The sequence below is a fragment of the Chryseosolibacter histidinae genome (assembly GCF_018598225.1).
Lineage (GTDB): Bacteria > Bacteroidota > Bacteroidia > Cytophagales > Cyclobacteriaceae > Chryseosolibacter > Chryseosolibacter histidini.
Window position 1 is genome coordinate 1 of record NZ_JAHESF010000002.1, and the last position, 13,161, is coordinate 13,161.

General features: G+C 50.7%; 10 protein-coding genes and 1 pseudogene. 4 read left to right on the forward strand and 7 right to left on the reverse strand.

The window, feature by feature from the left end; translation table 11 throughout:
- The 3 genes and pseudogenes from KK083_RS01670 to KK083_RS01675 form a co-directional block, all read right to left on the reverse strand.
- Window positions 1-1,196: ABC transporter permease (locus KK083_RS01670; protein WP_254160018.1), on the reverse strand; the 1,196-nt coding region annotated here is incomplete at its 3' end.
- 87 nt (window positions 1,197-1,283) lie between these two features.
- Window positions 1,284-1,343, reverse strand: a pseudogene (locus KK083_RS32815) (hypothetical protein); the annotation flags it as partial.
- Window positions 1,344-1,480: 137 nt separating this feature from the next.
- A complete protein-coding gene (locus KK083_RS01675) occupies window positions 1,481-1,822 on the reverse strand; it encodes a PadR family transcriptional regulator (RefSeq protein ID WP_254160020.1) in 342 nt (113 codons plus the stop codon).
- 295 nt (window positions 1,823-2,117) lie between these two features.
- On the opposite strand from KK083_RS01675, the gene KK083_RS01680 reads away from it, so the two are divergent.
- The gene (locus tag KK083_RS01680) at window positions 2,118-3,248 is read left to right on the forward strand and encodes a glycoside hydrolase family 18 protein (protein ID WP_254160021.1); all 1,131 of its coding nucleotides are present in this window, start codon (window positions 2,118-2,120) and stop codon (window positions 3,246-3,248) included.
- Between the two features lie 152 nt (window positions 3,249-3,400).
- Here the strand turns inward: KK083_RS01680 and KK083_RS01685 are convergent, their stop codons facing one another.
- Entirely contained in the window at window positions 3,401-3,904 is a 504-nt protein-coding gene (locus tag KK083_RS01685; RefSeq protein ID WP_254160022.1) for a DinB family protein, read from the reverse strand.
- 333 nt (window positions 3,905-4,237) lie between these two features.
- On the opposite strand from KK083_RS01685, the gene KK083_RS01690 reads away from it, so the two are divergent.
- Entirely contained in the window at window positions 4,238-5,041 is an 804-nt protein-coding gene (locus tag KK083_RS01690) for a class I SAM-dependent methyltransferase (RefSeq protein ID WP_254160023.1), read from the forward strand.
- Between the two features lie 259 nt (window positions 5,042-5,300).
- Here the strand turns inward: KK083_RS01690 and KK083_RS01695 are convergent, their stop codons facing one another.
- The 3 genes from KK083_RS01695 to KK083_RS01705 are packed head-to-tail and all read right to left on the reverse strand — an operon-like array spanning window position 5,301 to window position 8,513.
- The gene (locus tag KK083_RS01695; RefSeq protein WP_254160025.1) at window positions 5,301-6,890 is read right to left on the reverse strand and encodes a Na+/H+ antiporter; all 1,590 of its coding nucleotides are present in this window, start codon (window positions 6,888-6,890) and stop codon (window positions 5,301-5,303) included.
- A gap of 30 nt (window positions 6,891-6,920) precedes the next feature.
- Window positions 6,921-7,850 (reverse strand): NAD-dependent epimerase/dehydratase family protein, encoded by a 930-nt coding sequence (locus KK083_RS01700; protein WP_254160026.1) that lies wholly within the window; start codon window positions 7,848-7,850, stop codon window positions 6,921-6,923.
- A 6-nt stretch (window positions 7,851-7,856) separates the two neighbouring features.
- On the reverse strand, window positions 7,857-8,513 hold the full coding sequence (locus KK083_RS01705; protein ID WP_254160028.1) for a phosphoadenylyl-sulfate reductase: 657 nt from the start codon (window positions 8,511-8,513) through the stop codon (window positions 7,857-7,859).
- Window positions 8,514-9,031: 518 nt separating this feature from the next.
- Here KK083_RS01705 and KK083_RS01710 point away from each other — a divergent pair.
- Both KK083_RS01710 and KK083_RS01715 read left to right on the forward strand, forming a co-directional pair.
- Complete coding sequence (locus KK083_RS01710; protein ID WP_254160030.1) at window positions 9,032-12,220, forward strand: FG-GAP-like repeat-containing protein; 3,189 nt, start codon at window positions 9,032-9,034, stop codon at window positions 12,218-12,220.
- Between the two features lie 6 nt (window positions 12,221-12,226).
- Window positions 12,227-13,141, forward strand: a complete 915-nt coding sequence (locus KK083_RS01715; protein ID WP_254160032.1) for a PorP/SprF family type IX secretion system membrane protein — start codon at window positions 12,227-12,229, stop codon at window positions 13,139-13,141.
- The last annotated feature ends 20 nt before the right edge of the window (window positions 13,142-13,161 follow it).

A 13,161-nucleotide genomic window follows, 5' to 3' on the forward strand; every position in this document is an offset into this window, starting at 1 on the left:
AGCATGGGCAGTAACCACCACTCCCTCCAGGGAAAAGTGAGCGACCTGGCCAGCATCTGATTGAAATATGGCAAGATGGCCCACGCCAGCAACAGCCCCAGGGCAAATGAAAACAGGCTGAGCATCACTGACTCCGTAAGGAACTGACTGATGAGGCTACCGCGATGGGAGCCCACCACCTTTCGAAGGCCGACTTCCTTTGCCCGGTTGGCCGAACGTGCCGTTGACAGGTTGATAAAATTGATACAGGCAATGAGCAGGATGAACGCCGCGATCGAACCGAACAACCAGATGTAGCGGATGTCCCCATGGTCCAGACCATCTCCGATGCCCTCCTCATTCAGGTAAATATCACGTACTGGCTGCAGCTTGAATTGCAGGCTCTTCACCCAGGCAAGGGCGCCTGCATCTCTGCCGTTCTGGATCTCCGCAGGCAGATAATGATTCTCCACAATGGCCGATAGCTTTTGCTCGAGTGCTTTCACGTCAGTGCCCGGCCTCACTACAACGTAATCGATATAGTTGCTGGCACCCCAGTTTGATTGCTCGCCGGGAAAGAACTCCTGGCCCGCCATGGTCATGATGAAATCACATTGTAAATGCGACGTCACTGAAAAATTTTCAACAACACCGGACACCTTGTACTGCCTGTTCTCATCATTATTCAGAATGAACAGCTTGCCAACGGGGTCTTCGCCAGGAAAATATTTATCCGCTTTACGCCGGGTGATCAGCATGGTCTTCGGCTCCGTAAGCGCATTTTTCGGACTGCCGTAGATCAATGGCAACTCAAGGATCTCGAACATGTGCTGGTCCATAAACAGAAATCCTTCTTCGTGCGTACTTTCGATCTCATCCACACGCCTGATCTCATTACTTCCTCCGCCGAAATTCACGTTGCCGATATAATGGCCCGCTTTCTCTATCTCAGGATAGTCTTCTTCCAAAGCCTTGACAAAAGGAGCCGGGAAGTACAACCCCTTGCTCCTTTCACCATTACGGGTGCTTTCCCTGATGACCCTGTACATGCGATCTGCTGTTGTATAGTGACGGTCATAGCTCAGCTCCTGGCGAATGAACAGCGCGATCAGGAGGCAGGCCGCGATGCCGATAGCGAATCCGCCGACCTTTACAGCGGAATACATTTTTTGCCTGAACAGGTTTCGCCAGGCGATCTTGTAATGGTTCTCGAACATAGCATAATGATTAAATGACAGTCGTGCTTTCCTCAACGCAAAAGGCCGCAGGTAATGAAAAACCTGGTACCAGTAATTCAGCTTTGCTTTCAGCGGTGATCCTTTTGCCACCGTCGAATCAAACTTCTCCTGCAGGTCGCCGAGCACTTCTTCGGCAAGGTCGTCTCTGAGAAAACCAAGCAGTATTCGCTGCGCAAGTCTTGGCGGTATGGGTTTGATCGATTTCAGATCTATGATTTAGAGATTTACGATTTATCTGGATACCTGCCTTTGGTTCAGTAGTTTCAGATCTCAAATTTGAAATTGTTTGCAAAGGGAGGATACTGGCTCCATAACGACACCCTGAAGTCGCGTGCAGCAATCAATGCCTGCCGGCCATAGGCAGTAATGGTGTAGATCCGCTTTCTCCTTCCACCCCGTTCTGCGGTAGCCTTTCCCATCTTCGAATTCAAAAACCCTTTATCCTCCAAACGGCTCAGTGTAGAATGTACCGCCCCGATGGATACAGGCCTCGTGGTCTGCGTCTCAAATTCTTCGGCAATCCTGAATGAATACGCCTCCTCGCCCAAAATGCCTACCAGCAACAGGATGACCTCTTCGAACTCACCCAAACCTGTTTCTTTCATTTGTTTCTAAATTGTATACCAAATAAGGAAAAAGATATGATATGTTCTACGATTTAGTAAGAAATGTTTCAGGTTGCCGGTTACCAGTTGCCCGTTTCGTTTCGGTGCTAATCCACTCCATGGCGTTATATTTTCAAGGAACAACATCATGAGAGGACTGCTCTCAACCGGCTATCCATGCCTACGCTAAAGCTTCGGCAGGTAAACCGGCAACTGGTAACTGGCAACGATTTTTACGAGCGGCAACGTGTTATCGAAACAACATGCTTATAATTGGCATTCATCCATAAACGTTATGATCAGAACACTACTATTCTTCGCCGCACTCATCCTTTTGGTGGCATCCTGCAAGAGTGAGAAAGAGCTCACGGACCAGGGGAAAAACAAACGGGTTGTGATCGGGTATGTGCCGGGGTTTCGCGGGCTGCTGGATGAGACCACCATCGATGCCACCAAGCTCACGCATATCAACTATGCTTTTGTGGATGTAAAAGACAGCCTGGCATGGCTCACCAATATTGCCACGGACACTGTCAATTTCAGGAAGCTTGGCTACCTGAAGAAAGACAATCCTGATCTGAAGATCCTCATCTCCATCGGTGGATGGTCGTGGAGCGAAAATTTCTCAGACGCCGTGCTCACAGAAAGCTCACGCAAAAAATTCGCGGCAAGCAGCGCTTCCATCGTGGAGCAATACGGTCTTGATGGTGTTGACATCGACTGGGAGTACCCCGGATTACGAGGTGAAGACAACGTATTCAGGCCGGAAGACCGCGAAAATTTTACACTCATGTTCAAGGCTATCCGCGAAGCGCTCAATTCCGTTTCAGAGAGAACAGGAAAGGCCTATCAGCTGACCACCGCCATCCCCTGCTTCTATGAGTTCATCAGGATCACAGAAATGGGAAAAGCGCAAGCCTACCTGGATTATGTAAACCTGATGGCCTACGACTTCTATGTGGCTGGCGATACCGCTGGACATCACTCCAATCTTTTTGCATCTGAAAATGATGCCACCGAGCTCTCCGGCGACAAGGCATACAGGGACTACACCAAAGCCGGCGTGCCCGCTGAAAAGTTAGTGCTGGGGCTGCCTTTTTACGGAAGAAGCTGGTTTATGAAAAGCCTCGACAACCGTGGTATCAACCGGCCGGTAGATTCTGTGACCAAAGGCGGAGGTTATACTTATATTAAAGACAGCCTTTCAATAAAGCCTGGTTTTGTCAGGCACTGGGATGAAAAAGCCAAAGCACCTTACCTGTTCAATGACTCAACCAAACAACTCGTCACGTACGACGACGAAGAATCCATCAGGTATAAATGCCAGTATGTGAAGGACCATAACATGGCCGGGGTTATGTTCTGGCAATACGCCAGCGACCCGAAGGAATATCTTTTGGATGCGATCAATGAAAATCTTCGGTAGGATGGTTGCCAGTTGCCGGTTACAAGTTGCCGGTTCCGAGCGGTTAACCTTTCACTAACTGAACTCCGCAGCATTATCATCTGAAAAGAAAACGGCGTAGTGATACCTTGCCTCCCTAAACTGGCAACCGGTAACTGGCAACTGGCAACTTTTTAACTCTTCTTCTGCAGCAACACCAGTTGTCCCACATGGTAAGCCTGGTGACTGGTTCTGTTCAATAACACATTGAGCTTGTTCCGGTGAGGTTCTTTGGCGAAGTCTTCTTCCGATACGGAGTTATGCCTGGTGAACCATTCTGCGGACTTCATCGCATCGATATGGCTGACGAGTTTTTTATTGACCTCGTGCCAGTATTTTCTCAGCTCTGCCACGGAAGGCTGCGCAAGGCCTGACTTGTCTGGATTGGTTAGAAAAATATTCTGAAGTTCAGGATAAAGCTTATCAGAAAAGCCGAATAACGGAAGCAGGTTATCATTCACGGCAGTGAGGTGGCCCAGAAGGTAAGCGCCACTGTTCTTGCCCGGGGCGATATCGCTGCGGAGCTGATCGTCAGAAAGCTTGTCGAGCAGCTTGTCTACACGTTCGTTTTGTGTTTTCCATGCGGTGACAGCCATTTTTATAAAAAGGGCTGTTTCAGAACTCGTTGTTGTTTCCATTTGGTGGTTTATAGTTTCAGATGTTGGAAAAACTGCGATTGTTAAAAATAAGTTCGCCCGCCTGGTTGGAAGAGTCCACGATCCACAGACCCCAGTCCACGGCAGAGCAGCGTTGTCTTGGACAGGTACGTCCCAATAGCGATCGAGATACGCGGCACGATAAGCGGTGTCATGCTGCACGGCTGTGGACTGTGGACCATCGACCGTGGACTCTTTCCCTTTTCACACCCATGTACCTTCCAAGCCCAATGCTCACGTTAAAGTATCCCGATTTGACGGATATTGGAGTTAAAATCTTATCTTGAGTCACCCTTAACCTAAACCCCGACCGCAATGGTTAAAATTATTATGTACCCGCTGAAGCGGTTTGCCTGGTTCAAACGGCTCAATGCAAAAGTAACCTATGAACTTCTCGCCAAACGGATTCCCGCAGCTGAATGGCAATTCATGAACTATGGGTTCATTCCCGACGACAATGAAAGACTTCCGGAGCTGGACAACGAAAAAACGGTGCAGCAGTATCCCATGCAGATGTACCACTACCTCGCGTCAAGGGTGACAATCACCGGAAAGCAGGTGCTAGAGGTAGGCAGTGGCCGTGGTGGTGGTGCAAGCCATATCGCCAGGTTCTTCAAGCCAGCCTTTTATACCGGACTTGACCTCGCTCAAAATGCCGTGGACCTTGCCAACAGCCTCCACGCAACAAACAACCTGAAGTTCATTCAGGGCAGTGCCGAAGAAATTCCTTTTGCCGACAACAGCATAGACGTGGTGATCAATGTCGAATCCTGCCACGCTTACGGCTCGGTATCAAAATTCCTCAGTGAAGTAAAACGCGTGCTGAAGCCCGGCGGACACCTGCTGATGGTGGATTTCAGAGGAGACAATAAAATGAACGTGCTGAGAAGTTATCTTTTTGATACAGGCATGAAGATGATCGAAGAGAAAGACATCAGCAGCAATGTGATCAGGTCAATCGAAGCCGAAGATGACATAAAACAAGCGCGCATTAAGACCCTGGTGCCGCCCAGATGGCAAAAGCTCTTCTGTAAATTCGCAGGTGTGGTAGGCTCACCGTTTCACCTCACGCTGAAGAACGGCACACGTCATTATTACAGATTTGTGATGCAGAAATAGTCCACGGACTACAGCCGACGGTCCACGGCATGTCCCATTGAAGGTCCGTCATCCAGAGCGGTGACAGCTGCGGTGGGTTTGTGCGAGCGAAGGATCCCCTGAAACTTGCTGTGTACTTAATTCGAAGGCATGTCTTAAAACGTGCACTTCGCTTTAAGGGGATTCTTCACTCCCTGAAGCCTACCTCACATGCCTCGTTCAGAATGACGGTTCAATCCCTGGCCACGGACCATGGTCCATCGACTATGGACCGGTGTTCTCACACTCCCCGTTCCAGCATCAGCCTTGTCTCTTCCAGGTCGAGCTCGTATTCCAGCTTCCTCAGGATCTCGTCGCTTATGGTGCTTTGTCTGCGAAGCGCGATCACCTGACTCCGTTCCGCGGCCAGCAGCTCCTGCTGAATGCTGTGGAGCTGGTCTATCTCTGCTTCGGTCAGCTTCTGCTGGGTGTTGTCTTTGCGTAGCCGTTGGATCCTGATCTCGTATTTGGTCTTGATCTGGTTGAGCACTTCGTCCGTCAGGCTCAATGAATAATTCTCTTCGATATGCTCGATCACTGCCGATGCAATGCGCATGCGGATCGCCTGTTCCTTGGCTTGCTCATGGTCATCTGCCTTGATGCGCAACAGCTTGATGAGCGGTCGCAGGGAGAGCCCCTGAACCACCAGGGTTGAAAAGATCACACAAAACGTTAGAAAGATTATGAGGTCCCTGTTCGGAAAGGGATTCACGCCATCCAGGGTGAGCGGTATGGCCAGCGCGGCGGCGAGCGATACAACACCACGCATCCCGGCCCAGGCAACAATGGTGGCAAGCCTGACATTCACGCCGGGCTCACGCTCCCTGATCTTTTTGCTGAGCCACCGCGGAACAAACGTGCCCGGATATACCCAGATGATCCTGCCGATGATAACGGCAACGCTGACAATAGCGCCATATTTGATGAGTGTGGCCGGCGCAATTTCATTGTTGATCTGCCCCCAAATCTCCGGCAGCTGCAGGCCTATCAGGATGAAGATGATACCATTGAGCATAAAGATCACCGTATCCCATGTGTTGTAAGCCTGCAACCGGGTTTGCTGTGAAAAGATCTCGGAAGAGTTCCAGCTTAGAAAAAGTCCGCAGGAAACCAGCGCCAGCACGCCGGAGATGTGGATGTTCTCTGCAAAGAGGTAAATGATATAAGGCGTTATAAACGTCAGTACCGTGTCTGCTGTGGGATTATTGGGTGTGATCTTATGGATCCATTTGAAAAGATATCCCATGGCCAGACCGAGAAAGATACCACCCGCCGCCACGATCACAAACTTGTAACTTGCCTCCCATACACTGAACGTTCCCGTGATCACGGCCGCCAGCGCGAAACGGTACGCGATCAGGCCAGTGGCGTCGTTCACAAGGCTCTCCCCTTCCAGGATGGTGGTCACACGTTTGGGCACACTCAAGCCTTTGGTGGCAGCCGCCGCGGCAACTGCATCCGGTGGTGAAATGATGGCGCCCAGCACAAAAGCTTCTGCCCAGCCGAGCTCCGGGATAAAGGTATGGGCTACCCACGCAACGGCGCAGGTTGTGAAGATCACGCAGCCTATCGCCAGCAGCGTGATCGGTCTCTTGGCTGCTTTGAAGTCGGGCCACGAGGTTGTCCACGCCGCCTGGTAAAGAATAGGCGGCAAAAAGATGAGAAACACCGTCTCAGGCGAAAGATGGATCACCGGAAGGCCGGGGAAAAAGCCAATGCCCATGCCCGTGAGCACCAGTAGGATCGGGTACGGGATCTTGACCAGGTCAGTGAGCTGTGACAGGGCTGTGACAACAGCCAATAAAATAATGACCGTAGCAATATTCTGCATGCGGTAAAACTACAGGGTTAGTAAAACAGGTTAAAAACTAAACTTAGTGAGAAATTCGGAAAGTTCTTCCTTCAGGCTCCGGTCATTTCTGATATGCAAGGTGTCACTGATCAGTGGATTCACCTTTACATTGAGCTCGTGCAGCCGCAGGTGCTGATTGATAAATATGAACTCCAGGTCGGGAATAAGCTCCTTGAGAACATCGAGGATATCGATCACCTTGAGGTTGCGGTCAACGATGTTGTACACATCGCTGGGCAGGTCTGCCGTCAGGAGGTTGTTCAGCGCCTTGGCTACCATGTCGATATGGATGAACGTGCGTGATTGTTTTCCGTCTCCCTGGATGGTCACCAGCTTGTTGAAGTTGGCTTCAAAGATGAACTTGTTGATCACAGCATCGAAGCGCATGCTCTTGCTGTAGCCGTACACATTGCCACACCGCATGAGGAAGGTGTCGATCTTTCCGCCGTTGATCAGTCGCCGCACATGTTGTTCGCCGCGAAGCTTCGAGGCTGCGTAGAATGTCTGCGGATCGGGCGGCGTATCTTCGTGGGCCGGGATCTTCGACGAGCCGTACACGCCGGTGCTGCTGGTATAGATGAACCGTTTCACCGAGTTGCTCTCTTCCACCGCGTAGACCAGCTCGGCGGTGCCCCAGTGGTTCACCTGCTCATAGGCATGGGAGTCTGCATTGGCGAAAGGTGTTGTTACCTTTGCTGCCAGGTGATACACAACATCAACATCCTTCAGCACTTTTCGCAGGGCGCGTGAATCCAGCAACTCTCCCTTGATAAAGGTTATCTTCTGATGTTTCTGCAACCTGAGCCCCAGGAAAAGGTTATAGTTGGGACGGCTTAAATTATCGTAGACAATTACTTTGTCAACCTCGGGGTTGGCGATCAGAAGACTCACCAGCTCAGTGCCGATGTAGCCGGCGCCACCCGTAACAAGTACTTTCATTTCCTTTTACTTATTGATTAAGTCTGTGTGCAAGCCGCATTCAACTTTGTTAAGGCCAAACCAGCGTGCTTCACGTTCCTGCATTTCGGGGTCTAATTTACGGGTGCAGGGCTCACAGCCAATGCTGACGAAGCCTTTTTCTTCCAGGGGATGTTTGGGAAGGTTATATTCTTTCTGGTATTGCCAGATCATTTTACTGTTCCAGTCAAGCATGGGATGAAAGCGGACACAACCATGCTTGGCGGGTTGTTCTATTTTCATGGCTGCGCGCGTAGCACTCTGGTCGGCACGCACACCGTTGATCCAGATGTTGTGGGCCAGCAGGATCGCATCCATGGGCTGGGTCTTATTGAGATAACAGCAATGGTCAGGATCTGATGTGAACAGGAGCTTGCCGTCAGGGTCTCGCTGCATGAATTTGGGAACGTCTGATTTAAGATCGATGGTATTGATGCCGAACCGCTCCGTCACCAGATCGCGGAACTGAACCGTTTCAGGGAAATGAAAGCCTGTATTGATGAAGTATACCGGAATGGTCTTATCGATCCGGCTTAACATGTGGAGCAGGACCAGACTGTGCGACTGAAATGAAGAAGTCGTGAAAAGTTTCTTCCCCTCCCCTTTGTAGGCCTCTATCCGGCCCTTGATTTCATCAAAATTCATTCCCTTGTAATATTCTGTTAAAAATTGAAGATCAGCAGCTTAGTCTAAAGTTGTGAATAAACACTTCATCTTCTATCTTCGAACTCCTTAAAAAAACTAAACCCCGTTACCCGTGAGCTTAAAATATCGTTTACTTTTAGCTTTACTGCTGACAGTCCTGGTTTTTAGCACCCAGGCCATTTTTGGTTAGCCAGCTCCAGAGCTTAATCTCAATCCGGCATACAAGGTAAGACCTTTCCGGATAATTAAGTTCCACCAATTCAGTAGATTTTAAAATTGCACTGACATTTGCAGTTTCAATCGATTGTGTTGGTGGTTTACCATGTAAGTTTTTGAAGGGATGACATCCTTTCAAAGGATGTCATCCCTTGAACACCCCCCTGAAATCGCACAAACATGCGATCCCTGCAACGATCGCATCCCCCTATCTTCGTGAAAATTTGGTGTGTTACGGTAACATAATCGCAGACAAGCCGTTAACGCCTGAAGTTTTTCAACATAACCTGTTCGTTGGCTCAATGAAAAAAACCGCTGGCGCCCTGAATTTCGCAGGTCAGGCACTCCGCAACACCTTTACAACACAATTCCCGGGACTCATTTTTCAAACTTTCCGCCTTCTGCTCAAACCCGCAACAGCCCTCATCGCCATGTTGCTGTGGATGAACGTGGCGAAAGCGCAAAACGGGCCTGCTGTCAGGCTTGGTCCCTTCGAAGCACAGCCGAGGTCACTCAATCCCCTCCGCGAGCCCATCAACGGAGGCAGCCACCCTACACCGGTGGTGCTTGACGTTGACAAGGATGGCGACAAAGATGTGGTAGTGGCCCACCTTCCCGCAGGCGATGGCGCCTATTCCGACGGGTTTCATTACCTGAAAAATGTGGGCACTGCAGCAAAGCCTGTATTTGACCGCATGCGCTACCAGGCAAATCCCTTCGAGTACATCGTGTTCAGCATTGGCTCAACACCGGCGTTCAGCGATCTCGATAAAGATGGTGACCATGACATGCTCATCGGCTCCAAAGATGGTGGGTTCCGCTATTACCGGAATCAAGGTGAAGCAACTCCTCCTTTTAAACAGGAGACCGGAGCCTGGAACGCCGCCACTAAAACCGGAAATCCATTCAATGGCGTGTACCTTGGTAACTACAGCAGTCCAGCCTTTGCAGACATGGACGGAGATGGCGATGACGACGTGGTGATCGGCACCTCATACCTTCCCAACAATAAATCGATCCATTATTATATCAATGACGGCGCTGGTAATTTTACACCCGGCACGCTCACAAGCATCAACCCCGCGCTGGCAGAAGTCACACCTTCGTTCATCGACCTCGACAAGGACAGTGACCTCGACCTCCTATTGGGTGCGGCTGACGGAAAGATCTATTATTACAAACGCACAGGTCCAACTACTTTCGAGGAACAGACCGGCACAGCAAATCCTTTCAATGGCATCAGCATCGGCACCAACAGCTCACCTTCATCGGCGGACTTCGACAATGACGGAGATGCCGATGTGATCGTCGGCACGGAAAACAACACCACCACGGGCATCTTCTATTTTGAGAACAAGGGCAATGGCGCTTTCGAACAAAAGAACGGCTTTGACAGTCCCTTCGATGGTGTGGCCACCGGATCGGACTCTGCACCTTATTTTACGGATGTTGACACCGATGGTGACCAGGACCTGCTCATCGGCTCTAACAACAACGGGCTTCGTTACTACGCCAATGTTAATGGATCGTACGTGGAGCAGGTCGGTAGCAACAATCCTTTCGCTGGCCTTGCAATACCCGGCACATTTGTACCCTCGCTCATCGACCTCGATGGCGATGGCGACAAAGACCTGGTGGGAAGTGTGTCTGCAGGAACAACTACGAAGATCGAATATTATAAGAATGAGAACGGTGTTTTTGTACATCAGCTTTTCAGCAGTGGCCCCTTTGCCGCGCTGGTGATCGAAGAAGGCAAAAGCGACTTTGCGGACATGGACGGCGATGGTGACTTCGATCTGTTTGTTTCCGATGTGATCTCCGGAACCTCTGATGACGTGTACTTCATCCGCTACTTTAAAAATACGGGAACCGCGCAATCACCGGTGTTCACGGAAGTTACCGGAACCGCCAACCCGTTGGCGCAGGTTTCCGAGAACTTTGTGCTTGCACCACGTTTCAATGACATCGACCACGACGGAGATCTGGATGCGATCATCGGTGAAGGCGGAGGTGTTGTGGAGCTTTCTGACGGAAACGAGTTCTCTTATTATGAAAATACCGGATCAGCATCGGCGCCCGTGTTCAGGTACAGAGGCGATTTGATCCAGCAGGGCGACAATCATTACGAACCCGCACCTTCCTTCGTTGACCAGGATAACGATGGCGATCTCGATATCTTCCAGGGAGGCCTATCGGGATATATGATGTACTTCAGGAATATGAATCCCGCGGCAGTTACAACCATCAACACTACACCCCGCAAGGCGTTGCCCGGAGCTGGTCCTGTAGTGATCGATCCGGAGCTGCTATTGACCGATGCAGATAATGACTCGATCGTTCAGGCCACGGTCTCGATCGGCGGTTTTCAGCCCGGCATCGAAACATTGGCCTTTACCACTCAAACGGGAATCACAGGTACCTTCAACGCCACTACCGGTGTGCTCAGCTTCCGCGGAAAAGCGCCGGTGCCGCAATACCAGTCATTGCTCAGAACGGTAGCGTTGCAATACACGGGTGTGATCTCAGGACGCACGCAAGCCATCTCCAGAACGATCACCATCCGTGTCTCCGATGCGGATGGTACCCTTTCGGCACCGGTATCCAGGACCATCACGATAACGCCCGGTGAAGCTCCCGTATTCAACAACCATACCGTGAGCGTTGTGACCCGGCATGCTGTGACGATCGACCTTGCCACGCTGATGTCAGACGCAGATGGTGATATAGACGTGGCCACGCTGGCCATTCTTCAGCAACCCGAGATCGGTACAACCATTCTCAATGGAACCTCCCTCACGATCGACTACAAATCGAACTTCACCGGAACGGAAACGCTGGTGCTGCAAGTATGTGATGCTACCGCAGCCTGTGACCAGTCCACTATCACAGTGAACGTAACCAACATAGCACCTGTCATTCAGCCCGAACCTATTGACGCGCCGGAGGGAACCATCAAGACCATCAACATGCTGGAGATCACTTCCGATGCCGATGGCAACCTCGATGCCTCTACCATCCAGATCGTGCAATCACCTTCGAGCGGCGCCACAGCTACCATTGAAAAGGTCTCCGATACGCAAGTAACGCTCAGGCTGAACTACGATGGCATCTCCTTCAGCGGAACGGATCAGCTGATCGTAAAGGCCTGCGATTATGCCGGCGTGTGTACAGAAAGCATTCTCTCCGTTGAAGTGGATGTGACAGCAACGGTGGAAGTGTTCAACGCCATCGCACCCCACGGCAACGAAAAGAATCGTTATATGCACATCGCTAATTTGCCGGGCACCAACAAAGTCAGTATCTTCAATCGATGGGGCGACCCCGTTTTTGTCATGAACAATTACGATAGTGAAGTGCCTGGCAAACGTTTCGAAGGCAACAACGACAACGGAAAATCACTTGAGTCCGGCACCTATTTTTACAAAGTAGAATTTACAGACCAGGCGCAGAAACGGCAAACACTGACAGGCTTCCTTAACTTAAAACAATAAAGCATCATGAGACGATCTTTACTCCTGCTCGTATTCTTTTCCGTGATCTCCATATGCTCATGGGCTCAGACCGATCCGCTGTATGCGCAGTACCTCAACAATCCGCTGCTGATCAACCCCGCGTATTCCGGTCTCAACAATCATTTTACGGCAGCTGCCTCGTACCGGAAGCAATGGGCGGGCTTCGACGGAAGCCCCACCACCTTCAATGTGAATGGTCATACTTCGCTGCTCGATAACAAAATGGGTGCTGGCCTCATGGTGGTGAAAGACCAGGTTGGTGCCAATAGCAACACCGAGGTGCATGCCACGTATGCCTACAAGCTCGACCTGAAGAACAAGTATCTCTCTTTCGGGTTGCAGGCGGGCGTTGTCAATTTCAGAAGCAACAACGGCGATCTCAATCCCTATGACCCCGGTGACCCGCTGTTTACAGGAACTTTTAACACCACCAAGCCGAGCTTCGGCGCTGGTGCCATCTTTCACAGCGATCGTTATTTCCTCGGCGTATCTGTACCGCGCCTGCTGAAAGCCACGGCGTCTTATACCGACACCACCGAAGCAACGTTGTACAACAGGCACTTCTATGCCATGGGCGCATACGTGATCTTCCTCAACGAACACATCCGTTTAAAGCCATCGGTGCTGCTCAAAGGTGTAAAGGGCTCCCGGCTCTCTGCCGACCTGAACTTCGCGGCAAACCTCAATGAAAAATATACTGCGGGCGTCTTCACGCGCAACTTCAACACCTATGGCCTGCTGGTGCAGATGAAGCTCGGAGACCAGTATCGCTTCGGGTATGTGTTCGAAGTACCCACCAACAATTCAGTGGGTGCCAGGTTCACCAGCCACGAGCTGACCTTCGGTATCAACCTGGCGTTGCTGAGGTCGCACGATTCGCTGGCAGTAACGAATTTCTGAAATGGTTACCAGGTTGCCAG